The following is a 22,250-nucleotide window of genomic DNA, read 5'->3' as shown; positions in this document are numbered from 1 at the left end:
GGGACGAGGGGACGAGATGAGTGCTTCACCCGAAGTGACCGTGCCGGCGAGCGTCGACAGCCCGGTACCGCCGAAGCCGCCGGCCCACGGGCTGGCCCGCTGGCTGCTGGAGCACCGGGTGGCCCCGGTCGGCCGCCAGGGCGGCGAGGACCACGGCACGCCGCAGGCCTGGTGGAAGGTCATGTGCCTGACGGGCGTCGACTACTTCTCCACCCTCTCCTACCTGCCCGGGATCGCCGCGCTCGCCGCCGGGGCGCTCTCGCCGCTGGCGACGCTGCTGATCGTCGCGCTGACGCTGCTCGGCATGCTGCCGATGTACCGCCGGGTCGCCCGCGAAAGCCCGCACGGACAGGGCTCGGTGGCGATGCTGGAGGACCTGCTGCCGTTCTGGCGCGGGAAGCTCTTCGTCCTGACCCTGCTGGGGTTCGTCGCCACGTCGTGGATCGTCACGATCACGCTGTCGTCGGCGGACGCCACCGTGCACATGCTGGAGAACCCGTACCTGCCGGGCTTCCTGCACGGCCACGCCGTGCTCATCACCGTCGTGCTGCTGCTGATCCTCGGCGGGGTGTTCCTGCTGGGCTTCAGCGAGGCGGTCGGCGTCGCCATCCCGCTCGTCGCCGTTTTCCTGCTGCTCAACGCCGTGGTCACGGTCGTCGGCGTGGTCGACCTGCTCGGCGACTCCGCGGCCCTCTCCCGCTGGACCGACGCGCTGACCGCGGGCGGCGGCGGGTCCACCGGCGTCCTCGGGCCGGCCGTGATCGCGTTCCCGTTGCTGGTGCTGGGACTCTCGGGGTTCGAAACCGGGGTCAGCATGATGCCGCTGGTCGCCGCGAACGGGAAGACCGCCGAAGAGCGGCTGGAATCCCGGATCCGCAACACGCGCAAGCTGCTGACGGCCGCCGCGCTGATCATGTCGGTGTTCCTGATCGCGACGAGCTTCATCACGACCGTGCTGATCCCGGCGGACGCGTTCCAGGAGGGCGGCGAGGCCAACGGCCGGGCGATGGCCTACCTCGCCCACCACGAGCTGGGCGAGATCTTCGGCACCGCCTACGACATCAGCAGCGTCCTGATCCTCTGGTTCGCCGGCGCGTCGGCGATGGCCGGGCTGATCAACATCGTCCCGCGGTACCTGCCCTCCTACGGCATGGCGCCGGAGTGGGGCCGCGCGGTGCGGCCGGTGGTGATCGTCTACACGGTGATCAGCATCCTGATCACCGTGGCGTTCGGCGCCGACGTCAACGCACAGGCCGGCGCCTACGCGACCGGAATCCTGGCGATGATGGTCTCGGGCGCGGTCGCCGTGAGCATCTCGGCGATCCGGCGGCACCAGCGTGGCGCGGCGACCGGCTTCGTCGTGCTGACCCTGGTGCTGCTGTACGCGCTCGTCGAGAACGTCATCGAAAAGCCGGACGGCATCGCCATCTCGGCCCTGTTCATCCTCGGGATCATCGTCGTCTCCCTGGTTTCGCGGGTTTCGCGGACGACGGAGCTGCGCGCCGAGCGCATCGAGTTCGACGAGGAAGCGCGCCGGTTCATCACCCATTCGCTGGCGCACGACGGAAACCTGCACATCATCGCCAACAAGCGGCAGGGCGGCGACGAAGCCGAGTACTCGGCGAAGGAAGCCGAACAGCGCTCGATGAACCCGGTGCCCGGCGCGGCCGACATCCTCTTCCTCGAAATCGACGTCGTGGACCCCTCGGAGTTCGCCAACGTGCTCAAGGTGCGCGGCGTCGAGATCGACGGGTACCGCGTCCTCCGGGCGGACAGCCCCGCGGCGCCGAACGCGATCGCCGCGATCCTGCTGGCCCTGCGCGATGTGACGGGCGTCCGGCCGCAGTGCCACTTCGAGTGGTCCGAGGGGAATCCGCTCGGGCACCTGTTCCGCTACCTGATCCTGGGCCGCGGCGACACGGCCCCGGTGGTGCGGGAGATCATCCGCAGTGCGGAGAAGGACCCGGCCCGCCGGCCGGGCATCCACGTAGGCGGCTGAGAGCCGCCCGCGGCCGGGCCGAGGCCCGGCCGCGGGCGACGGCCGAAGTCAGCGCGAGCCCCAGCTCCGCCTCGTCGACGCGGCCGCGAATCCGATCCTGGCGAACACTTCCGCCCCCGCCGAACCGGCCCTCCCGACGCTGCCGCGTTCCGGCATTTCCCCCATGCCCGCCTCCGGGGCTACCCGCGTTCGCGCCGGACACGCGCGCCCGGGGCATCTCGTTTATCCCCGGACCGCACGGGTAGCCAGCCGCCCATCAAGGGCACGGGAAGTGCCTTGCCCGCAAAGGAGGCCGAGATGACGCAGGGACCCGGCGGCCAGTCGCCGCCGTCGACGACGGAAGCCGCCAAGAACGAAGCCCGCGAGGTGGCCACCACCGCTGCCGACCGCGGGGGTGAGGTCGCGCAAACCCCGGCGCAGGAAGCGAAACACGTCGCGGAGCACGCGCAGCGGGAAGCGCGCGACCTGCTCCGCGAAGGCCGGGACCAGCTGGAAACCCAGGCCAGGGACGGCCAGCGGAAGGCGGCGCAGAGCCTCCACCAGCTGGCCGGCCAGCTGGACCGGATGGCCGAGCAGACCGACTCCCCCGGCGTCGCCGCCGACGTCGCGCGGCAGGTGTCCGGCCGGACCCGCTCGGTCGCGGACTGGCTCGAGCACCGCGAACCCGGCGACCTGCTCGACGAGGTGCGGCGCTTCGCCCGCCGTCGTCCGGGCGCGTTCCTGGTCGGCGCGGCCCTGGCCGGCGCCGTCGTCGGGCGGCTCACCCGGGGTGTCGTCGCGCAGCAGCAGGAAAACTCCGGGAGTTCACCGAACGGGCAGGCCGCCGGGTCCCCGGGCCAGGCCGCGTTGCCGCACCCTGGCCAGGCCACGCCGCCCCCGCACCACCCGGGACCGGTCGGCGTCCCGCCGGTGCCCCCGGCGTCCGAGACCCGGCGCGGCGAAGCCGGCTATCCGGGCGGGTTCACCGCGCCGCAGCCGGGAGACGGCGGGTACCCGGCGACCACCCCGGGTGGCTACGCCGCGCCGCAGCCGTCCCTGCCGCAGCCCAGCCACTCCGCCGGCTCCGGGCCGGTGCCGCGATGACCCAGCCCCCACCCGGCCCCGCGCCGCAGGCGGGCCCGCCGGTCGACGTCGCCGACTCTTCGGTCGGCGACCTGATGACCAACGTCATGAAGGACCTCTCCACCCTGGTGCGGCAGGAGGTGGACCTGGCCAAGGCCGAAACGAAGGCCGAGGCCGGCAAGGCGGCCAAGGGCGCGGCCATGGTCGGCGGCGCCGGGTTGGCCGGCTACATGGTCCTGCTGTTCCTGTCCGTCGCGCTCTGGCAGGGCCTGGAGAACGTGATGGACGGCGGCTGGGCGGCCGTCGTCGTCGCGGCGGTGTGGGCGGTCGCCGGCGCGGTCCTGTACGTCACCGGGCGCAGCGAGTTCCGCCGGATCAACCCGAAACCCGAACGCACCGTCGAGACCCTGCAACGGGTTCCGGACGCACTGAAAGGCGAACGACCATGACCGAACCCGACCGGATCCGCCGTGAGATCGAAGGCACGCAACGGAACCTGAGCACCGACGTCAACGCTTTGACCGAGAAGGTGAGCCCCGGCCGCATCATGGAACGCCGCGTCGGCCGGCTGCGCACGGCGTTCGGCAGCGCGAAGGACCGCGTCATGGGCACGGCGTCCGACCAGGCGTCGACGGCCGGTGACAAGGTCGGCTCGGTCGCCTCCACCGCGCAGGACAAGGTGAGCGCCGCGGCCGGCACCGTCTCCGACGCCCCGGAGTCGATCCGCCGCGGCACCCGGGGCAACCCCCTGGCCGCCGGCCTGATCGCCTTCGGCGCCGGCTGGCTCGTCTCCTCCTTGCTGCCGGCGAGCGAGCCGGAGCGCAAGCTGGCGGGCCAGGCGACGGACCTGGCCCGCGAGCAGCTGGCCCCGGTCGCCCAGCACGCGGCGGAGGAGCTCAAGGACAACCTGCGCGAGCCGGCGCAGCAGGCCGTCGAGTCGGTGAAGTCCGAAGCCGCCGGCAGCGCGTCGACGGTGAAGGACGAAGCCCGCTCGGCAACCGGCGATGTCACCGACCGGGCGCAGGAAGCACAGCAGAACGTCCGTTCCTGAGGTCCGGGCACGGCGCGTCCGGTGGGGTCGCGCCGTGCCCGGGAGTTCAACCGGAACCCACGCGAAATCCACCCCGGCGGGGTAGCTTGCTTCGCGTGAAGACGAGGATGCCGCTCGCCCTGGTTCTGTCCGCCGCGCTCACCCTGGCGCTGAGTTCGCCCGCTTCGGCCGCCGGGGACGTGCTCGCGCCGGGCCTGACCGTCTTCACCACGGTCACCGGCGAGAGCACCGGCCACAACTTCTGGACTGTCACCGCGCAGGTGCCCGGCGGGTCGAGCCCCGACCCGGACGCGCCGCCCTCCGTGCTCGGGACCCGCGAGCACGCCGAGACACTGGTGACCACCCTGCGCGGCAAGGGTTTCGCCGCGCGCGCCGAAGAGGTCGAGTGGCCCGCTTTCGCCGACACCCCGCGTGGCGCCCTCGGCTGGCGGGTGCGGGTCGGCTCCTTCGCCGACCGCGCGCAGGCCGCCGCCACCGCGAGAGCCATGACCGCGAACGGCTTCTCCGGCGCCGTCGAGTGGACCGGCCAGGACGGACCGGAAGCACAAGGGCCGCAACGCGTCCGGGTCGCCGTCGTCGATCCGCGGCGGTTCCGCGGCGACGTCGTGGCCTCGCACGGCGACTCGGTCGCGGACCGGCGCACGACGTCGGCGCTGTCGGCCGCCGCGGGGGCGCTCGTCGGGACCAACGGCGGCTTCTTCGTCATCGACCCGCGGGACGGCATCCCCGGCGAACCGGCAGGCATCGGCGTCTACCAGGGCCTCCTGCAGAGCGAAGCCACCGCCGGGCGGCCCGCGCTGCTGCTCGGGGACCGTCCGTCGATCGGCGTTCCGCGGACCGCGCTCACCATCGGCGGCCGCGAGGTCAACGGCGTCAACCGCAAGCCCGGCCTGATCCGCAACTGCGGCGAGCCCGGCGACGTCCCGACGGACCGGCCGCTGCACGACACCACCTGCACCCACGCCGACGAGCTGGTGCTCTTCACGCCGCAGCTCGGCACGCCCACCCCGGCCGGCGACGGTGTCGAAGCCGTGCTGGACGAGCACGACGTCGTCACGGCGGTGCGTCCCCCGGGCGGCGACGTGCCCCGGGGCGGGCACACCGTGCAGGGCACCGGCGCGGCGGCGACCTGGCTGGGCGAGCACGCGCGGCCGGGTGCGAGGCTGCCGGTCTCGACGCGGGTCTTCGAGGGCGCTCACCCGGTCCACCCGGCAGGTGTGGTCAACGGCGGCCCGTGGCTGGTCCGTGGCGGCCGGATCGCGGTGAACGCGGCGGCGGACGGCATCGTGCACCCGGGCGACCCGTCGTTCGTGTACGGCTGGGGCGTCAAGCGCAACCCGCGCACGATGGTGGGCCTCGACCGCCAGGGGCGGCTGCTGATCGTCACCGTCGACGGGCGTCAGCCGGGGTTCAGCGAAGGCCTGTCCCTGATCGAGGGCGCGCGGCTGATGGCACGGCTGGGCGCGGTGACCGCGATCAACCTCGACGGCGGCGGCTCGACGGCGATGGCGATCGACGGCAAGCTGGTCAGCTCCCCCTCGGACGCGACGGGCGAACGCCCGGTCGGCGACGCGCTGCTGGTGCTGCCGCGGCGCTGACTCAGGAGAGCGCCGCGATGCCGCACGCGAGCAGCCCGGCGGTCTTGAGCACTTCGAGTCCGATGTAGACGAAGTGGGCGTGGCTGCGCGGGCCGTCCTCGCCCGCCAGCACGCGGTCCGAGCGGCGCGTCAACGCGGGCCGCACGGCGAAGAGCTGGACGAGCAGCGCGAGCACCGCGACGGCGGCGAAGACGACGGCCAGTACCGTCCGCGGCCCGATGACCAGGAAGACGACGGTCCCGAGCGCGAGCACGGCCTCGACCTTGTTGAGCGCGGCGAACACCACCCGGCCGATGCCCAGCCCCAGCGGGAGGGTGACACCGGGAGCGCGGAACTTCAGCGGTGCCTCGAGGAACGAGATGGCCAGCACCATCCCCAGCCAGGTGAACGCGATCGCGGCGGCAACCGTCATGACTCCGGGATTGTAGTGTTGGATGTCGGCGTGGAGCAGAAAAGATCATCCGAGCGGCTGGTGTTCTTCACCGACGCCGTGGTCGCGATCGCGCTGACCTTGCTGGTCCTGCCGCTGACGGACCTGGTGCCGGAGCTGGTTTCGGAGCACAAGCCCGCGGTCGAAGCCGTGACGCACAACTGGTCGAAGATCGTCAGCTTCCTGATCAGCTTCCTCGTGATCGGCCGCTTCTGGTTCGTCCACCACCGCATCTTCGAACACGTGCGCGCTTACAGCACCACGCTCGTGCGCGTCAACTTCTGCTGGCTGCTGACGATCGCCCTGCTGCCCTTCCCCAGCGAGCTGATCGGCGCGTACCAGTCCGAACGCTTCACCGTCGTGTTCTACCTGGGGACGCTGCTGGCCAGCAGCCTGTGCCACACGGCGCTGGTGCTCATCGTCCGCCACGACCCGCAGGTGCGCGGGGACGCCGAGCCGGTGCCGGACGAGATGTTCTGGAACTTCGTGGTGAGCTCGGCCGTGTTCGCGCTCGCCCTCGTGGTGGGGTTCATCAAGCCCGGTTTCGGCTACTACGCGCTGCTGTTGCTGGCGTTCCCGGCGAGGCTCGTCCGCCGGGCGCTGGGGCGCGCCGGTAAATGAGTGGGCCGGGCGGCGCGAGCCCGCTATCGTGCCGGTGACCGTGACTCGACGCCGGGAGGTGAGCCCCATGAACGCTGTTTCGATGTGGGTGCTCCCCTCGTCGTCACGGTCGGGCGACTGACGTAGGGGTCGCCGGGAGCGCTTCAGGCACTCCCGAAAGGTACGAACCTATGGAAACTGCGCATTTCACCTCGGGCGAGCCCGCGGTGGTGATCACGCGGGTCGCGCAGCGGCAGTGGCACGCGCTGGAGGACGACCGGGTGGCCGGCCGCGGCGAGGCTTCGACGCGGCCCGACGGGCGGACCTTCCTCAGCATCGACGCGTGGCACCGCTCGGTCTTCGACCGGCTGGCCGACGCGATGCTGGCGGATCTCCGGGGCCCGCTCCACACGATCGTCGACGAGGCCGACGCCGAGCTGACGGCCGGCTGGGAACGAGCCGGCTTCACAACCCGGCGGCGCGAGTGGGAGTACGTCGTGTCCACCGGCGGCGCCGGCCCGGTGGCCCCGCCGCCGGGCGTGACGATCGTGCCCCTCGGCGCGGCGTCCGAGGGTCCGCTGCGGGCACTGGACCGCGTGGTCCGCGCCGAGATCGAGGCGACCGTCGGCTGGCAGGAGATGCCGGCCGAGGTGCTGCCGCACCCGCCCGGGGACACCGTGGTGGACCCGGCGAAGTACGCGGTCGCGGCCGAGGCGGACGAGTACGTGGGCCTGGTCCGGGTGGTCCGGGTGACGCGGCTGCCGCGGATCGGGCTGATCGCGGTCCGCGCGGACCGGCAACGCCGCGGCATCGCCCGGGCACTGCTCGCCCAGGTGCTGGGCGCCCTGCACGACGCGGGAATCCCCACGGCTTCGGCCGAAGTGAACGAAGCCAACCCGGCGGCGACGGCGTTGTTCGAGAGCGTCGGCGCCCGGCGCGCGAGCAGCAACCTGGAGCTGGTGCGCCATGGCGAATAAGGGCGGCATCGAAGTCGAGGGCACCGTGACCGAGTGCCTGCGCAACGCCACCTTCAAGGTGGAGCTGCCGAACGGGCACCAGGTGCTGGCCCACATCAGCGGGAAGATCCGGAAGAACTACATCAAGATCCTGCCGTTCGACCGGGTCCTGGTGGAGCTGAGCCCGTACGACCTGAGCCGAGGCCGCATCCTGTTCCGCTACCGCACGTAGTCTGCCGCAGCTCGTCGTGAGTGTTTAGGGCGGTTCTAACCTCCCTAAACACTCACGACGCGTCAGGCCAGGTCCGAGCGCCACTTCCGTTCGAGGTTCCGCAGGAACTCCGGGTCGCTCTCCGCCACCCGGGGAAAGGATTCCAGCCGCTCGTAAGGGCGGCAGGCGTCGATGATCGCGCGGCTGGTGAACGGCGGTGCGCCCTCCACCGACAACGGGTCCAGCTTGCTGCCCCACGTCCGTTTCATCACCTCGATGTCGGTGCCGGGGTCGCTGCGCGTCGACATCGCCCAGACGACCTGGTCGAGGTCCGCCGGGTCGACGTCGTCGTCCACCACGACCACGTAACGGTTCATGTAGGCCGCCGCCGGCCCCTGCGCGGTCAGGTACGCCACCTGGCGCGCGTGCCCGGCGTAGCGCTGCCGCACCGACACCGCGACGAACAGCCGCCCGCCGCCGGATTCGTGGGCCCACGCCTTGACCACGCCCGGCACGCCCGAAGCGGCGAGCTCGTCCTGGATCATCGCCGACTTCATCACCGTGCGCATGTACGAGTAGTCGTGCGGCGGCTTGCCCGGCGGGGCACCGAGCAGGATCGGGTCGTCCCGGTGGTACAGCCGGGTGATCTCCACGGCGAGGTTCGGCCGGCGGCGGCCCGAGTAGTACCCCGTCCACTCGCCGAACGGCCCTTCTTCGCGCAGGTGGTCCGGCCGCAGCCAGCCTTCGATCGCCAGCTCGCTGCCCGCCGGGATCGGCAGCCCGGTGTCCGGCCCGGTGACGACCGGGACCCGCTCGCCCAGCACGGCCCCGGCGTACTCCAGTTCCGAAATCCCGTGCGGGACCTCGGTGCCGCCCAGCACGAGCAACAGCGGGTCGTGTCCGAAGGAGACAGTCACGGGAGCGCGGCCCTCGCGTTCGAACCAGCGCCGGATGTTCTGGTCGCCGTGCTTGCCCGGGACCACCGCGAGGGTGACACTACGGCCCTCGTCGGCCACCTCCATCCGATAGCAGCCTCCGTTGTGGACGCCGGTGTCCGGGTCGCTGGTGACGACGAAGCAACCGGTGCCGATGAACCGCCCGCCGTCGTGTTCGTGCCACCTCGGCACCGGGAACGTCAGCAGGTCCACCTTCCCGCCGGGGACCTCGTTGGCCAGCAGCGGCGCGTCCTCGACCGGCCGCACCGGGAACTCCCGGGCCGCGGCCGCCCAGCGCGACGGCTTTCCGCGCAGGGCTTCGACCACGCCGGCGTCGTCGAGGTCGTCCCCCAGGCGCAGGGTCCGCCCGAACCGCCGCGGCGATCCCGTGCTGCCGGTGAGCACCCGCATCCCGGCCGGGTACCCGGTGATGTCGTCGAACAGGACGGCGGGCGAGCCGGGCAGCCGGTAGCTCAGCTCGGCGATCCCGCCCAGCTCGAGGTCCCAGTGCGCGCCCCGGACGGTGCGCAGCTCCCCGAACCCGGCGACGGCGTCGAGGTGCGAACGCAGGCTCAGCAGCGGTTCCGTCACGACTCGTCCCCGGCGAAGTGCGCGGCGACGACCGGCCAGAGGTCGGGGCGTTCCAGCAGGCTCAGGTGCCGCGCACGGTCGAGGACCTCGAGCCGCGCGTCCTTGATCCCGGCGGCCAGCTCGCGGGCCATCGCCGGCGGCGTCGCGTAGTCCTCGGCGCCGACCAGGACCAGCGTTGCGGCCCGGACGTCGCCGAGCCGGTCCCGCGCGTCCAGCGCGCCCAGCGCCCGGCACGCGGCCGCGTGGGCCTTCGAGTCGGTGGCGACGAAGATGTCGCACACCCGCTGGACCTCGTCCGGGTGCTCGGCGCGGAAGGTGTCGGCGAACCACCGGTCCCGCTGGAACTCCAGCTGCGCGACACGGTCCAGGCCGAGCGCGCGCTCGGCCCGCTGCGCCCATTCGGCGACGCTGTCCGGGCCGTACCACGCGGTCGCGTCGGCGAGCACGAGCCGGTGCACGAGGTCCGGGCGGCTCGCGGCGAGCACCAGCGCGGTGCTGCCGCCCATCGACAGCCCGATGACGTCCGCCGGACCGGCCCCGAAGTCCTCGATGACGGCGGCCGCGTCGGCGGCCATGTCGTCCACGGTGAACTCCGCACCGTCCCAAGAGGACTCCCCGTGCCCGCGCGCGTCGAGTGCCAGTACCCGGTGCCGCTGCCCGAGATGTGCGGCCACGGGGTCCCAGACCGCGCCGCTGAGCGCGAGGGGGTGCAGCAGCACGACGGGACGGCCGTGGTTCCCGGTGCGGTGGACGTGCAGCTCTTTCACGCGCTCTTCCTTCCCTCGCGGGCTTCGCGGCGGGCGGCCGCGGCCTTGATCGCGGTGCGGATCTCGCCGTAGGTGCCGCAGCGGCAGATGTTGCCCTCCAGGTGCTCGGTGACGTCGTCGTCGGTCGGCCGCGGGTTTTCCGCCAGCAGCTCGTGCGCCATCAGCACGAAGCCGGGGATGCAGTAGCCGCACTGCATCGCGCGGGCCGCGACGAACTCCTCGACCACCTCGTCGTCGTCCGGCAGCCCGTCGGCCGTCGTGATCTCGGCGTCGTCGTACCGCGCGGCACGGGCCAGGCAGCTCGACACGCTCGTCCCGCCGACGAGGACCGTGCAGGCGCCGCACGCGCCGACGCCGCAGCCTTCGCGCGCGCTCGTCACACCGAACTCGCGGCGCAGCACGTCGAGCAGCAGCTCGTCGTCGGCGACCGCGAGGCGGCGGCGCCGTCCGTTGACGGTCAGCTGGATCTCCCTCATGACTGCTCCTGCTCGGTGATCGCGGTGAGGATCCGTTCCGGGGTGAGCGGCAGCTCGGTCAGCCGGACGCCGGTCGCGTCGCGCACGGCGTTGGCGATCGCCGGGGCGAGCGGGATGATCGCGGTCTCCCCGACGCCCTTGGCGCCGAACGGTCCCGTCCGATGTGGACTTTCGATGACGATCGGCGTCAGCTGGTCCGGCATGTCCTTGATGGACGGCAGCTGGTAGTCCAGCAGGGTGCCGTTGACGATCTGGCCTTCGTCGAACACGAGCTGGTCGAACAGCGCGTGCCCGAGACCCATGATCGCCGCGCCGGAGAGCTGCTGTTCGACCAGCGCCGGGTTGATCGCGCGGCCGACGTCGCCGGCGACCGCGAGGTGCTCGACGTGCACGCGCCCGGTGGCGGTGTCCACGGTCAGCTGGACGGCGGCCGCGCCGGCGAACCAGTGCTCGGTGACCTGCGCGGACTGCCCGGTTTCGTGGTCGTAGGGCTGCCACGACGTGCTGAAGTTCGCTTCCGCGGTGAGCGTGGTGCCCCGCGCGCCGAAGTGGGCGAGCAGCAGGTCCGGGACGGCGACGGTGGCCTGGCTCTGGGCGCTGACCAGCCCGTCGCCGGTGATCTTGATGTCCGTCGGCTCGACGTCGAAGTGCTTCGCCGCGAGGGCGAGCAGCTTGTCCCGCATGGACTCCGCGGCGAGCCGGACGGCGTTGCCGGTGTGGTAGGTCGAGCGCGAGCCGGCGGTGATCGTGTCGTACGGCGTGACGTCGGTGTCCGCGCCGATGACGCGGACCCGGCCCTCGCCGAGGCAGAGCACCTCGGCGGCGATCTGCGCCATGATCGTGTCGCTGCCCTGGCCCATGTCGACGGTGCTGATCAGCACGGTCGCCGAGCCGTCCTGGTTGAGCTGGACGGTGGCGTTGGAGATCGTCGGGGTCAGCACGGCCTTGATCCCGACCGCGACCCCGCGCCCGCGCACGAACCGGCCTTCCGCCGGCGGCAGCGGCTCGGACCAGCCGATGGCCTCGGTGACGGCGTCGAGGCAGCCGACGAAGTCCGCGCTGTGCATCGACGTGCCTACCGGCGCGATGTCACCTTCCCGCAGCAGGTTGCGCCGCCGGAACTCCGCCGGGTCCTCACCGCTTTCGCGCGCCAGTTCGTCCACGAGGGACTCGTGGGACCACGTCACCTGCGGCACGCCGAAGCCGCGGAACGGCCCGGCGGACGGCTTGTTCGTGTAGACGCACCGGGAGCGCACGCGCACGTTGTCCACTTTGTACGGTCCGGTGGCGACCATGCCGGACTTCGCGGTGATGCGCGGGCCGACGTCGGCGTAGGCGCCGGTGTCGTACCGGACGTCGGCGGTGGCCGCGACGATCCGGCCGTCCTCGCCGGCGGTCATGCTGCCCGACACGGCCGCGCCGTGGCGCGTGGTGAGCAGGAACGCCTCCTCGCGGGTGGCGGTGATGCGCACGGGCTTGCGCTGCGTCCACGCCAGCGCCGCGGCCAGCGGTTCGAGCCGGTCGTACATCTTGGCGCCGAAGCTGCCGCCGAGCGGCGCGGTCCGCACCCGGACGCGGTTGAGCGGCAGGTCGAGCAGGTCGGCGAGGCTCTGCCGGACGTACGACGGCGTCTGCGTCGTCGCGAGCAGCTCGACCCGGTCACCCTCGGGCCACGCGGCCGCGTACGGCAGCTCGATCGGCACGTGGTGGGTCGGCGGCGCCCAGAACTCCGCGCTCACCGTCGTCCCGGCGGCCGCGTCCGGGTCACCTCGGCGGAGAGTGAACTCGTAGTTGACGTTCGTGTCGCGCTTGCCGCGCAGGTGCTTGAGGTCGCCGAACACCGCCGACGGCCGGAGCTCCTCGTGCACGAAGGCGGTTCCGGTGATGGCGTCGTCGACGTCGTGCACCGGGTCCAGCTCGTCGTACTCGACCTGGATCTCCTCGGCCGCGTGCCGCGCCTGCGCGACGCTGTGCGCGAGCACGGCCGCGACGGGCTCGCCGACGTAGCGGACCTTGCCCACGGCCAGGCACGGCTGGTCGGAGAACGCGGGGCCGGTCATCATCCGCTCGCCGAGCAAGGCGAACAGGTCCGCGCCGGTGACGACCGCGACGACCCCCTCGGCCGCGAGCGCCCGGGACGTGTCGACCGAGACGATCTTCGCGTGCGGCCGGGTGCTGCGGTGGACGGCGACGTCGAGGCACGGCCGGACGGGTTCTTCGGCGGCGTACCGGAGCTCGCCGCGGACCTTGGCGCGCCCGTCGGTGCGGGCCCACCGCTCACCGACGGCGGCGCCGGCCGAGGAACGGAATCCGTCGCTCATCGTCTCGCTCCTTCCAGGAACCTCGTACGGCTTCTTCGACGGCCACCAGACCTAGCCGGGTCTTGTAAGCGCTTCCCCCGCGCACGTCCGGGAGGGGGTCGATCAGCGGCCCGGCGACCTCTTTCGCCGTGACCACGACTTCGTCGGCCGGCGTGTCGCCGGGGATTTCGAACCGGGTGAACACCGGGACGTGGGCCAGCGCGCCGAGCCCGAGCCGGACCTGGCGCCGACCGCGGGAGGCGGGCACCACCAGCGCGGCGGCGGACGCGGCCGGCCAGTCGTTGACCGCGAGGCTGGACAGTTTGGCGAAGTGCGCACCCGCGTCTTCGGGCTGCCGCGGGATCTCGACCGCCGTGATGATCTCGCCGGGCGCCAAGGCCGTCTGCTGGAAGTCGACGAAGAACTCGCGCGCGGGCACGGTCCGCTTCCCCCGTGACGACGTGAGCTCGACGCGCGCGTCGAGCACCATCAGCGCGGTCGGCGGGTCGAGCCGGTAGTCGCCGTGCGCGAGGTTGCCGCCGACGCTCGCGGTGTTGCGGATGCGGGGGTTGGCGACCCGGCCGTAGACCTCGGCGGCCAGCGGCGCGAACTCCCGCACGAGCGGGCTGGTTTCCATCTGCCGCAAGGTGACCAGCGGGCCCACGCGCAGGCCGTCCTTCGTGCGCGCGATCTCCCCGAGGCCCGGGACGGCACCGATGTCGACCAGGTCGGACGCGAAGAGCACGCCCTGCTTGAGCAGGATCTGGACGGCGGTCCCGCCGCCGTAGACCATCGCGTCCTCGCCCTCGGCCATGATCGAGCACGCTTCGCCGAGCGTGTCCGGGTAGTGGTAGACGGGCATCAGTTCTTCCTCCCGAACAGGCGCGCGAGCAGGCGGCGCCACCAGGGAACGGGCGCTTCCGCCGGCGCCGACTGTCCGTTCCGCCGCTCGAGCACGCTGCGCAGCCCCGGGTTGTCCGGCCCCGGCGGGCCGGCGGCGCAGATCTCGGCGAAGGCCGCGACGAACTCCTTCTCGACCTCCTGCGAACGCCGGCGCACGAGCGACTCGCCGAGCCGGCCGATCCGGCCCCAGATCGCGATGTCGAGCTCGTAGTCCACTTTGGCCGAGTCAGGGCCGTCGGGCTGGACGCCGAGCCGCGCGTCGATCTTGATGGAGCTGCCGAGCTTGTGGTCCTCGCCCTTGAGCAGCGCCCGCACCTGTTCGGGCTCGCGCAGTTCGGTGATCTCCGCGGAGAACCCGGCGCTGAACCGGACGTGGGCGATCTCGTTCACCAGGCGGCCGCGGTAGTGCGCGGGGTCCGCCCGGTCGAGTTCGGTACAGCCGGGCACGCTGACCCGCATCGAGTCGGGATCGAGGAAGTGCGCGAACACGCGGTCGTGCCCCGCGGGGACGAGGAAGGAGGATCCGAGCTTCATGTGACCACCAAATCGAAAGACCGCTAGAGAGGACTAGGTGTCTAATATAGAGGACACTAACACGGTCCTGGCGACACGCAAACCCGCTCGGCTACCGTGCGCGAAGGAAGAACGACGAGGGGCGAGGATGACGAGCGACGTACCAGCGGTGCTGAGCGCCGTGCGGCTCCTGGAGCGGATCGCCCGGGACTGGCCGGAGCCGGTGGCCTCCGGGGTGCTGATCGAAGAGCTGGGCCTCAACCGCAGCACCTGCTACAACATCCTCGGCACCCTGCAGCGCGCCGGCTGGACCACCAGCCGCGACGGCTGGTCCCTCGGCCCGCGGCTGCTCGCGATGGCCCGCCTCTCCGAGGACTGGATGACGGAGATCGTCCAGCAGGAGCTCGACGCGCTCAGCCGGCAGATCCGCTTCATCGCCTTCGCCGTGCAGCCGCAGGGGAAGGGTGCGTACTCCGTGCTGGCCAAGGGCGACCGCGGCAAGGGCGTCCGGATCACGGTGGGCGTCGGCGACACGTTCCCGTTTTCGGCGCCGGCCATCATGCGCGCGTTCCACGCCTGGTCCGACCCGGCCGAGGTGACCCGGCTGGTCGAGCAGTTCGGCGTCGAGGAGTTCACCTCCGCCACGGTCACCGCGCCCGGCACCCTGCGCGCCGTCCTGGATCACACCCGCGAGCGCGGGTGGGCGGAAAGCATCCGCGAGTACGACCTCGGCCAGTCCGGCGTGGCGGCACCGGTCTTCGACGCGCAGGGCCGCGTCTGCATGGTCGTGTGCTCACTGGCGTTCGCTTCGGAACTCAACGAGTCCAATGTGGATCACTACGGTGAGCTGATCCGCGAATGCGGGCTGCGCATCACCGAACGCACCGGCGGTGCGGCGAAGACCGCGGACTGAGTCCCCCGGCCCGAGGACCCGCTCGCGACGTAGTGAATGACTCATTCCTGTCGTCGGACGACAGGAATGAGTCATTCACTACATCCACCCCAGCCCGAGTCCACTGTGGATCACCCCGGCCGTCGATGCGCACCTGCGTCATCGGAGACGTGATGACTCCGCAGATGCGGAGTAAAGCACAAAATAACTCCGCATAGGCAGTCCTGGGCCGATCCCGGCCGCCGGATCGTTCCCTTGACCTCACCCTCCGGCTGACTTACCGTTCCGCATACAGGACTCGATGTCCTAAATAGAGGACAAGACTTCCCGGCCCACGGCGGCCCGGAAAGGAGATCCCGTGTCCGAGGTCGCGCTCGCCCGGAAGCCCTGGGCCAAGACACTGAACCGCACCCAGTGGCGGTCGCTGCTCGCCGCGAACCTCGGCTGGCTCTTCGACGGCTTCGAGACCTACGCGCTCATCCTGACCGCGAGTCTCGTCCTGAGGACACTCGAGCCCACCGCACCGGCGACGCAGGTGGCGTTCCTGACCGGCGCCACCATCGCCGTCACGCTGCTCGGCTGGGGCTTCGGCGGGATCGTCGGCGGCGTGTTCGCCGACTACTTCGGGCGGCGCAAAGCCCTCCTGACCTCGATGGTGCTGTACGCGGCGTTCACCGGCCTCACCGCGGTTTCCTGGTCGTGGGCGTCGTTCCTCGTCCTGCGGTTCATCACCGGCTTCGCGCTCGGCTCGGAGTGGGGCACCGGCACGTCGCTGGTCGCCGAGACCTGGCCCGCGCACGCGCGCGCCAAGGCCGCCGGCCTCATGCAGTGCGGGCTCGGGCTCGGCTTCTTCCTCGCCTCGGCCTGCTGGTACTTCATCGCGCCACTGGGGGCGGACTCCTGGCGGTACATGTTCCTCATCGGCGTGCTGCCGGCGCTGTTCGCGTTGTGGTTGCGCCGCAAGGTGCCCGAGTCCGAGTCCTGGACCAGCGCCCACCGCCGGCGCGGTGAACTGAAGAACCGCGAGAGCGGCGAGCTGACCGCTCACGAGAAGTCGTTCACCCGGCTGACCCTGCGCCAGATCATGGTCGATCCCAAGCTGCGCAGGCTGACCATCCTCGGTTCGCTGATGTCCCTGGTCACCACCCTCGGCTGGTGGGGCATCTCGACGTGGGTCCCCGCCTACGTCGCCTCGCGCGCCGCCGGCGCCGGGCATTCGGCGACCGCGTGGGCGAGCGGTGCCGGGATGATCTACAACGCCGGCGCGATCGCCGGGTACGTCGCCTTCGGGTTCCTCGCCGACCGCGTCGGCCGGAAACCCGCGGTACTGCTGTACTTCGCCGCCTCACTGATCCTCACGCCCGTGCTGTTCCTGTGGACGCACAGCCTCGGCCTGATCGTGGTCGTGCTCGTGGTCAACGGGTTCTTCACGCTCGGCCAGTACACCTGGATGCCGGTGTGGCTGCCCGAGTTCTACCCCACCCACCTGCGCGCGACCGGCGCGGCGTTCGTGTTCAACGCCGCGCGGTTCGTCGCCTTCCTCGGCCCGCTCACCGCCGGCGCGATCATCTCGAAGCTCGGCGGGTACGGCGTCGCCGCCACCGCCGTCGGGTCGATCTACGTGCTGGGCCTGGTCGTCGCCCCGTTCTGCCCCGAGACCCGGGGCCAAAAGCTGCCTGACTGACCCTCCCGCGAAAGGGCACCTCCTTGTCGACCCTGCAGAAGCCCACCGGCACCGGTGGGTTCACCCCCATGCGCTCCTACACCGCCCGCATCCTCTTCTTCGCGTTCCTCGGCACGCTCTTCGACGGCGCGGAGCTCAACCTCGTCGGCTACCCGCTGTCCTACCTCGCGGAGAGCTTCCACGTCAGCACCATCCAGATCGTGCAGGTCGCGACGCTGCAGGGGTTCGCCTCGATCGCGGGCGGGATCCTGTGCGGCTGGCTCGGCGACCTCTACGGCAGGCGGTGGACCTACACCGGGTCCGTGCTGGCGTTCGGCGTCGCCGCGCTGCTCGGCGGGCTCGCGCCGAACTACTTCCTGTTCCTGCTGACCCGGTTGCTGGCCGGGGTCGGGATGGGCGGGCTGTTCGGGCTCTCGTTCTCGATGTTCGCCGAGTGCTGGAAGACGCGCAAGCGCGGCATGATGGGCGGCTCGATCCAGGCGATGTACTTCGTCGGCCAGATCCTGACCGAGGGCGTGGTGTACGCCTGCCTCGTCGAGTTCGGCGAAGACCGCGGATGGCGCACGGGCTACGTCCTGATCGGCGTCACGACGCTGGTGATCGGCGTCGCCGCGGCCGTGCTGCTGCCGGAGTCCGAGCAGTGGCGGGAGTACCAGCGCGAGCTGAAGGCGGGCCGGGTGCCCGAAAACCTGCGCCGCACGAAGGTCCCGCTGCTCGACGTGTTCCGCGGCGGCTACGCGGCCGGCACGATCCTGTTCATGGCGCTGGCGACGGCGTTGTTCCTGACCACGAACTCGCTCATCTCGTACCTGTCGACGTTCCTGATCAAGGTGGAGAAGGTCCCGCTCGGCACCGCCAGTCTGATCGTCCTCTTGGGACTGGTCGTCACCGGGATCACCTACCCGCTGACGGGAATCCTGTCCGACGTCCTGAAACGCAAGTGGGCGATGTTCGCGTCGGCGGTGTTCGGCGTGCTCGGGTTCGGCTGGTTCCTCGGGCAGGTCCTGAGCGGTTCGGCCCGGATCGGCACGGACTTCTGGGCGTACCCGACGTTCTGGGCGCTGATGATGTGCGCCGGCGGCAGCGGCGGGTTCGGGGTGCTCGGCATCTGGATGGCCGAGTTCTTCCCGACCCGGGTGCGGTCGAGCGGCTCGAACCTCAGCTACTACGCGGGACGCGGGTTCGGCGCCGGGCTGTTCCCGCTGGTCGCGCTGTCCCTCGCGGGCACGGTGCCGCTCGCGCTGGCGCTCGGCATCGTCGGCCCGGTCGCCGCGGCGGTCCTCGCGGTCGTGGCGCCGGATTCCACGGGCCGGCGCATCGAGGCGATCGAATGAAGGTGGTCATCGCGATCACCGGGGCCAGCGGCGCGGGCTACGGCGTCCGGATCCTGGAACTGCTGGCGTACCGGCCGGACGTCGAGGTGCACCTGGTGCTGTCGAAGGCCGGCGCGGTGACCGTGCGGCACGAGTGCGGGCTTTCCCCGGCGGACCTGGGAAAGCTCGTGACGGTGCAGCACCGGCCGGGCGAGATCGGCGCGTCGATCGCGTCGGGCTCGTTCCCGGTGGACGCGATGCTGGTGGCGCCGTGCTCGGTCAAGACGCTGTCGGCGATCGCGTGGAGCTACACCGACGACCTGGTCAGCCGGGCGGCGGACGTGTGCCTGAAGGAGGGCCGCCCGCTGCTGCTGATGGTGCGCGAGACCCCGTTGCACGTGGGGCACCTGCGGGCGATGACCGCGGCCGCCGAAGCGGGCGCGATCATCGCCCCACCGGTCCCGGCGTTCTACCCGCACCCGGCGACGGTGGACGACATCGTGGACCACACGGCCCGGCGCGCACTGGCGCGCGTCGGGGTGAGCGAGCTGGCTCCCCCGGCGTGGCAAGGAGATCTCAGCGCGGGCTCCGGTCGGCGAACTCGACCGTGAAGCCGTCCGGGTCCCGCAGCTGCAGCTGCCGCTCGAAGCCGCGGTCGCGGGGCGGACCGGACACCGGCACCCCGCGGGCCACGAAGTCCGCGTACAGCTCGTCGAGGTCGTCGGCCAGCAGCTCGACCTGGACGAACTGGCGCAGCCGGCCGGCCTCCTGCGAGACGACGGCGCCGAGTTCCAGCAGCCCGAGTGTGGCGGAGTCCAGGCGCAGCAGGACGAACCGGCCGTTTTGGATCTCGGTCGTGAAGCCGAGGGACTCGTAGAAGGGGACCGAACGGCCCAAGTCGGTGACGGGCAGGCTCATCCCGGCGAACGTGATCACGGCGCGCTCCTTCGCTCAGTGCGCCCAAGGAGTGCCGGGCGGGCGTTCCGACGCTGCACCCGCTCGCCGGCCAGCCTAGCCGAGTTCCGCCAGCAGGGCCCGGATCGCCGGGCTCGCGTCGGCGCTTCGCCGCCAAGCCGCGTGGACCTCCCGCTTCGGCGGCCTTCGCAACGGACGCGCGATCAGGTCCGCGCCCAGCGGCGGCCGGGCCAGGCGCGGGATCAGCGCGAGCGCCTCCCCGGAGGCGACCAGGGACAGCTGCGTCGCGAAGTCGTCGACCAGGTGACGGACGTCCGGCTCCTCCGGCGCGTCCGCGAACAGGCGCCGGAACCACTGGTGGCACACCGTTCCTGGCGGGCTGGTCACCCAAGCGTGGCCGGACAGCTCGGCGCCGAGCGGCTCGGTGACCGACGCGAGCGGGTGCGACCGGCTCAGGACGACGTCGCCGACGTCGGTGTGCACCAGCCGCCGCGTCACCGACGGCGGCTGCGCGGCGGGCAGCCCGTCGGCGTCGTGGACGAGGGCGAGGTCGGCCGTTCCGGCGTCGACGCTGTGCAACGCTTCCTCCGGGTCCTGCTCGGTGATGTGGACGCGCAAATCGGGACAGCGCACCGACAACCCGCCCAGCACCGGTGCGAGCAGGCCGCGGATCGCGGTCGAGAACGCCACCACCCGGAGCGTGCCGCGCGGCGCGCCCTCCGACACCGACCGGGCCGCTTCGGCACAGCGCTCCAGCGCCTGGAACACCGCGGGCGCCGAGTCGACGACCGCCTGCCCGGCCGGGGTCAGCACGACCCCGCGGCCCGCCGGCGCGAGCACCGGCACCCCGACCTGCCGCTCCAGCCGTTTGATCTGCTGCGACACCGCCGACGCCGTGAACCCCAGCTCTTCGGCCGCTTGCGCCAGCGTCCCGAGCGCCGCCACCGACCGCAACGCCCGCAGCGCACCGACCTCGATCATGAAGCCAGATTACGCAGTATCGGCAAAAAAGCATCGCTGGACCGCACCAGTCGAGCCGGGCAGAGTTCCGGCCATGACCGACTTCGGCGCCAACCTCGTCGCGATGGTGACCCCCATGCAGCCCGGCGGGACGCTCAGCGAACCCGGCCTCGCGAACCTCGTCGACCACCTGCTGGCCACCGGGTGCGACGGCCTCGTCGTCGGCGGGACCACCGGAGAGTCCCCCACCCTGACCGAACCCGAAGCCGCCGGGCTCGTCCGGAGCGTCGTGGCGCGGACCGGCGACCGGGCGCGCGTGATCGCCGGCATCGGCACCTACGACACGGCCGCGAGCATCCGCCGGGCCCGCGAAGCCGAGGCGGCCGGCGCGGACGGGCTGCTGCTCGTCTGCCCCTACTACTCCCGGCCGACGCAGGCCGGGGTGATCGCCCACTGCCTGGCGGTGGCCGACGCGACCGAGCTGCCGGTGATGCTCTACGACGTCCCGGCGCGGGCCGGCATCGCGATGACGCCATCGACCTTGGCCGAGCTCGCCGCCCATCCCCGGATCCGGGCGGTCAAGGACGCCAAGGGCGACCTGTTCGAGGCGATGACGGTGATGACCCGCACGTCACTGGCGTACTACTGCGGCATCGACGAGCTGAACCTGCCGTACCTCGCGTGCGGCGCGGCGGGCGTGGTGAGCGTCGTGGCCAACGTGGCGGCGGACCGCACGGCCGCTCTGATCGCCGCCGTCCGCCGCGGCGACCTGGAGTCGGCGCGGGCGATCAACCAGTCGTTGCTCCCGCTGGTGGAGACCATCATGCGCGCGGGCCCCGGAACGACGGCCGCCAAGGCCGCGCTGGCCGAACTCGGGGTCATCCCGCACGCGACGGTCCGCCTCCCGCTGGTCGAGCAACCGGTTCTGCCGCGGCTGGTCGTGAGTGTTTAGGGCGGTTAGAACCGCCCTAAACACTCACGACCGGCGGTAGACCGACACGTGCGACGAGGACTCCGTCGTGAACTCCGACCCGGTCCAGTCCGCGTGGCGGGACTCCAGCTCGAACCCGGCCAGGCGGCCCATCAGGTCCAGCTCGGCCGGCCAGATGTAGCGCTGCGGACAGCGGCCCAGCCGCGCCTGCCTGCCCTCGCCGAACGTGAAGTGGTGCGACACCAGGTGCTGGCGCACCGTGTCGTACGTGTCCACCCCGAGGTATCCCTGCTCGGCCGTGAAGACCACGGCGTCCTGCCCCGGTGGGAGCCGCCGCAGTTCGGGGACGCCCAGCTCGATCACGAACCGGCCGCCGGGATCCAGGTGACGGGCCGCGTTGCGGAAGCACTCGACCTGCTCGTCCTGGGTGAGCAGGTTCCCGATCGTGTTGTAGACCAGGTACACCAGCGAATACCGCCCCGGGGCCGTGGCCGTCGCCATGTCGCCGACGACCACCGGGAGGTCGGCCTTCTTCCGCAGCTGCCCCAGCATCGGCTCGGACAGTTCGATGCCGGTGACGGACACGCCTCGGGCGGCGAGCGGGACGGCCACCCGGCCGGTGCCGATCGCGAACTCCAGCACCCGCCCGCCCGCGGCCAACGCGGCGAGGCGGTCGACGACGGGCTCCACGACCTCGGGCGCGAACATGCCACGGCCCGGGGTGTCGTAGCGCTCGGCCGTTTCGACGTCCCAAAGGTCTTCCTGACGCACGCGATCCACCTTCGGCGCAACCCCTGAAACTGTCCAACCATTTAAGCCTTGCCCGATTTCGGGCAAGAATTTGAAGTTCACGACACCGGCGGGGCATGATGGCCGACGTGGAAGACACCGACATCGTCGAGCGCGTCGCCGCGTCGACCGGCTTGCCGCCGGGCGTCGCCGCCCGCGTCGTCGACGACGTCCTCGCCTTCTACCGGACACCCACCGAGCAGTACGTGCGCCGCAGGCACGCCGAGCTGCAGGCCGAGGGCCGGAAGAACCCCGAGATCTTCCCGCTGATCGCCGCCGAGCTCCGGGGCCGGCTCGTCGCCGCGCCCGACCTGTCCGAGCGCCAGCTGCGCCGCATCGTCTACGGCTGAAACAGCCACGGAAGAAGGTTCGCC

Annotated in this window: 24 protein-coding genes; 14 read left to right on the top strand and 10 right to left on the bottom strand. The window is 71.8% G+C overall.

Annotation, left to right across the window (positions count from 1 at the left end):
- Positions 1-16 precede the first annotated feature (16 nt).
- The 5 genes from QRX60_RS22850 (at position 17) to QRX60_RS22830 (ending at position 5,710) form a co-directional block, all read left to right on the top strand.
- Positions 17-1,999 (top strand): APC family permease, encoded by a 1,983-nt coding sequence (locus tag QRX60_RS22850; protein ID WP_286002805.1) that lies wholly within the window; start codon positions 17-19, stop codon positions 1,997-1,999.
- Between the two features lie 297 nt (positions 2,000-2,296).
- Positions 2,297-3,082 (top strand): hypothetical protein, encoded by a 786-nt coding sequence (locus tag QRX60_RS22845; protein WP_286002804.1) that lies wholly within the window; start codon positions 2,297-2,299, stop codon positions 3,080-3,082.
- Positions 3,079-3,510: a phage holin family protein gene (locus tag QRX60_RS22840; RefSeq protein ID WP_286002803.1), complete on the top strand. Its 432-nt coding sequence runs from the start codon at positions 3,079-3,081 to the stop codon at positions 3,508-3,510. The genes QRX60_RS22845 and QRX60_RS22840 overlap by 4 nt, the downstream gene beginning before the upstream one ends.
- Complete coding sequence (locus QRX60_RS22835) at positions 3,507-4,112, top strand: DUF3618 domain-containing protein (protein WP_286002802.1); 606 nt, start codon at positions 3,507-3,509, stop codon at positions 4,110-4,112. The genes QRX60_RS22840 and QRX60_RS22835 overlap by 4 nt, the downstream gene beginning before the upstream one ends.
- 95 nt (positions 4,113-4,207) lie before the next feature.
- Entirely contained in the window at positions 4,208-5,710 is a 1,503-nt protein-coding gene (locus QRX60_RS22830) for a phosphodiester glycosidase family protein (RefSeq protein WP_286002801.1), read from the top strand.
- A 1-nt stretch (position 5,711) separates the two neighbouring features.
- Here QRX60_RS22830 and QRX60_RS22825 read toward each other — a convergent pair whose 3' ends face one another.
- Entirely contained in the window at positions 5,712-6,122 is a 411-nt protein-coding gene (locus QRX60_RS22825; protein ID WP_286002800.1) for a hypothetical protein, read from the bottom strand.
- A gap of 30 nt (positions 6,123-6,152) precedes the next feature.
- On the opposite strand from QRX60_RS22825, the gene QRX60_RS22820 reads away from it, so the two are divergent.
- From QRX60_RS22820 to infA, 3 genes are all read left to right on the top strand, one after another.
- A complete protein-coding gene (locus tag QRX60_RS22820) occupies positions 6,153-6,761 on the top strand; it encodes a TMEM175 family protein (protein WP_286002799.1) in 609 nt (202 codons plus the stop codon).
- A gap of 170 nt (positions 6,762-6,931) precedes the next feature.
- Positions 6,932-7,717, top strand: a complete 786-nt coding sequence (locus QRX60_RS22815) for a GNAT family N-acetyltransferase (RefSeq protein ID WP_286002798.1) — start codon at positions 6,932-6,934, stop codon at positions 7,715-7,717.
- Positions 7,707-7,928 carry a translation initiation factor IF-1 gene (gene infA, locus QRX60_RS22810; protein ID WP_286002797.1) on the top strand — a complete coding sequence of 74 codons (222 nt, stop codon included), beginning with the start codon at positions 7,707-7,709 and terminating at the stop codon, positions 7,926-7,928. Before QRX60_RS22815 ends, infA begins: the two co-directional genes overlap by 11 nt.
- 62 nt (positions 7,929-7,990) lie before the next feature.
- Here the strand turns inward: infA and QRX60_RS22805 are convergent, their stop codons facing one another.
- The 6 genes from QRX60_RS22805 to QRX60_RS22780 are packed head-to-tail and all read right to left on the bottom strand — an operon-like array spanning position 7,991 to position 14,413.
- Positions 7,991-9,433, bottom strand: coding sequence for a UbiD family decarboxylase (locus QRX60_RS22805; protein ID WP_286002796.1), 1,443 nt, complete (start codon positions 9,431-9,433; stop codon positions 7,991-7,993).
- Positions 9,430-10,200: an alpha/beta fold hydrolase gene (locus tag QRX60_RS22800; protein ID WP_286002795.1), complete on the bottom strand. Its 771-nt coding sequence runs from the start codon at positions 10,198-10,200 to the stop codon at positions 9,430-9,432. The genes QRX60_RS22805 and QRX60_RS22800 overlap by 4 nt, the downstream gene beginning before the upstream one ends.
- Positions 10,197-10,676, bottom strand: a complete 480-nt coding sequence (locus QRX60_RS22795) for a (2Fe-2S)-binding protein (RefSeq protein ID WP_286002794.1) — start codon at positions 10,674-10,676, stop codon at positions 10,197-10,199. Before QRX60_RS22795 ends, QRX60_RS22800 begins: the two co-directional genes overlap by 4 nt.
- Positions 10,673-12,997, bottom strand: coding sequence for a xanthine dehydrogenase family protein molybdopterin-binding subunit (locus QRX60_RS22790; RefSeq protein ID WP_286002793.1), 2,325 nt, complete (start codon positions 12,995-12,997; stop codon positions 10,673-10,675). The genes QRX60_RS22795 and QRX60_RS22790 overlap by 4 nt, the downstream gene beginning before the upstream one ends.
- Positions 12,954-13,838 carry an FAD binding domain-containing protein gene (locus QRX60_RS22785; RefSeq protein WP_286002792.1) on the bottom strand — a complete coding sequence of 295 codons (885 nt, stop codon included), beginning with the start codon at positions 13,836-13,838 and terminating at the stop codon, positions 12,954-12,956. Before QRX60_RS22785 ends, QRX60_RS22790 begins: the two co-directional genes overlap by 44 nt.
- Complete coding sequence (locus QRX60_RS22780) at positions 13,838-14,413, bottom strand: CoxG family protein (RefSeq protein ID WP_286002791.1); 576 nt, start codon at positions 14,411-14,413, stop codon at positions 13,838-13,840. Before QRX60_RS22780 ends, QRX60_RS22785 begins: the two co-directional genes overlap by 1 nt.
- Positions 14,414-14,540: 127 nt before the next feature.
- Between QRX60_RS22780 and QRX60_RS22775 the strand changes: the two genes are divergently transcribed.
- The 4 genes from QRX60_RS22775 (at position 14,541) to QRX60_RS22760 (ending at position 18,892) form a co-directional block, all read left to right on the top strand.
- A complete protein-coding gene (locus QRX60_RS22775; RefSeq protein ID WP_286002790.1) occupies positions 14,541-15,305 on the top strand; it encodes an IclR family transcriptional regulator in 765 nt (254 codons plus the stop codon).
- A gap of 337 nt (positions 15,306-15,642) precedes the next feature.
- Entirely contained in the window at positions 15,643-16,968 is a 1,326-nt protein-coding gene (locus QRX60_RS22770; protein ID WP_286002789.1) for an MFS transporter, read from the top strand.
- 23 nt (positions 16,969-16,991) lie between these two features.
- On the top strand, positions 16,992-18,302 hold the full coding sequence (locus tag QRX60_RS22765; RefSeq protein ID WP_286002788.1) for an MFS transporter: 1,311 nt from the start codon (positions 16,992-16,994) through the stop codon (positions 18,300-18,302).
- Positions 18,299-18,892, top strand: coding sequence for a UbiX family flavin prenyltransferase (locus QRX60_RS22760; RefSeq protein WP_286002787.1), 594 nt, complete (start codon positions 18,299-18,301; stop codon positions 18,890-18,892). Before QRX60_RS22765 ends, QRX60_RS22760 begins: the two co-directional genes overlap by 4 nt.
- Here the strand turns inward: QRX60_RS22760 and QRX60_RS22755 are convergent.
- Positions 18,858-19,217, bottom strand: coding sequence for a VOC family protein (locus QRX60_RS22755; RefSeq protein WP_286002786.1), 360 nt, complete (start codon positions 19,215-19,217; stop codon positions 18,858-18,860). The two genes, QRX60_RS22760 and QRX60_RS22755, sit on opposite strands and share 35 nt — an antisense overlap.
- Positions 19,218-19,292: 75 nt before the next feature.
- On the bottom strand, positions 19,293-20,177 hold the full coding sequence (locus QRX60_RS22750; RefSeq protein ID WP_286002785.1) for a LysR family transcriptional regulator: 885 nt from the start codon (positions 20,175-20,177) through the stop codon (positions 19,293-19,295).
- 73 nt (positions 20,178-20,250) lie between these two features.
- Here QRX60_RS22750 and dapA point away from each other — a divergent pair, with 73 nt between their 5' ends.
- Positions 20,251-21,108 carry a 4-hydroxy-tetrahydrodipicolinate synthase gene (gene dapA / locus QRX60_RS22745; protein ID WP_286002784.1) on the top strand — a complete coding sequence of 286 codons (858 nt, stop codon included), beginning with the start codon at positions 20,251-20,253 and terminating at the stop codon, positions 21,106-21,108.
- A 24-nt stretch (positions 21,109-21,132) separates the two neighbouring features.
- Here dapA and QRX60_RS22740 read toward each other — a convergent pair whose 3' ends face one another.
- Positions 21,133-21,795 (bottom strand): class I SAM-dependent DNA methyltransferase, encoded by a 663-nt coding sequence (locus QRX60_RS22740; protein ID WP_286003672.1) that lies wholly within the window; start codon positions 21,793-21,795, stop codon positions 21,133-21,135.
- 158 nt (positions 21,796-21,953) lie between these two features.
- On the opposite strand from QRX60_RS22740, the gene QRX60_RS22735 reads away from it, so the two are divergent.
- Complete coding sequence (locus QRX60_RS22735) at positions 21,954-22,226, top strand: hypothetical protein (protein WP_286002783.1); 273 nt, start codon at positions 21,954-21,956, stop codon at positions 22,224-22,226.
- Positions 22,227-22,250: the final 24 nt, after the last annotated feature.

The sequence above is a fragment of the Amycolatopsis mongoliensis genome (genome assembly GCF_030285665.1).
GTDB classification, from domain to species: domain Bacteria; phylum Actinomycetota; class Actinomycetes; order Mycobacteriales; family Pseudonocardiaceae; genus Amycolatopsis; species Amycolatopsis mongoliensis.
This window is presented reverse-complemented; position numbering and strand designations above follow the sequence as displayed.

Coding starts and splice junctions, on each gene's coding strand:
- QRX60_RS22760 (WP_286002787.1), top strand. CDS start 18,299: ATGAAGGTGGTCATCGCGATCACCGGGGCCAGCGGCGCGGGCTACGGC.
- QRX60_RS22815 (WP_286002798.1), top strand. CDS start 6,932: ATGGAAACTGCGCATTTCACCTCGGGCGAGCCCGCGGTGGTGATCACG.
- QRX60_RS22750 (WP_286002785.1), bottom strand. CDS start 20,177: ATGATCGAGGTCGGTGCGCTGCGGGCGTTGCGGTCGGTGGCGGCGCTC.
- infA (WP_286002797.1), top strand. CDS start 7,707: ATGGCGAATAAGGGCGGCATCGAAGTCGAGGGCACCGTGACCGAGTGC.
- QRX60_RS22835 (WP_286002802.1), top strand. CDS start 3,507: ATGACCGAACCCGACCGGATCCGCCGTGAGATCGAAGGCACGCAACGG.
- QRX60_RS22795 (WP_286002794.1), bottom strand. CDS start 10,676: ATGAGGGAGATCCAGCTGACCGTCAACGGACGGCGCCGCCGCCTCGCG.
- QRX60_RS22840 (WP_286002803.1), top strand. CDS start 3,079: ATGACCCAGCCCCCACCCGGCCCCGCGCCGCAGGCGGGCCCGCCGGTC.
- QRX60_RS22845 (WP_286002804.1), top strand. CDS start 2,297: ATGACGCAGGGACCCGGCGGCCAGTCGCCGCCGTCGACGACGGAAGCC.
- QRX60_RS22780 (WP_286002791.1), bottom strand. CDS start 14,413: ATGAAGCTCGGATCCTCCTTCCTCGTCCCCGCGGGGCACGACCGCGTG.
- QRX60_RS22735 (WP_286002783.1), top strand. CDS start 21,954: ATGATGGCCGACGTGGAAGACACCGACATCGTCGAGCGCGTCGCCGCG.
- QRX60_RS22775 (WP_286002790.1), top strand. CDS start 14,541: ATGACGAGCGACGTACCAGCGGTGCTGAGCGCCGTGCGGCTCCTGGAG.
- QRX60_RS22825 (WP_286002800.1), bottom strand. CDS start 6,122: ATGACGGTTGCCGCCGCGATCGCGTTCACCTGGCTGGGGATGGTGCTG.
- QRX60_RS22790 (WP_286002793.1), bottom strand. CDS start 12,997: ATGAGCGACGGATTCCGTTCCTCGGCCGGCGCCGCCGTCGGTGAGCGG.
- dapA (WP_286002784.1), top strand. CDS start 20,251: ATGACCGACTTCGGCGCCAACCTCGTCGCGATGGTGACCCCCATGCAG.
- QRX60_RS22740 (WP_286003672.1), bottom strand. CDS start 21,795: ATGTTCGCGCCCGAGGTCGTGGAGCCCGTCGTCGACCGCCTCGCCGCG.
- QRX60_RS22850 (WP_286002805.1), top strand. CDS start 17: ATGAGTGCTTCACCCGAAGTGACCGTGCCGGCGAGCGTCGACAGCCCG.
- QRX60_RS22785 (WP_286002792.1), bottom strand. CDS start 13,838: ATGCCCGTCTACCACTACCCGGACACGCTCGGCGAAGCGTGCTCGATC.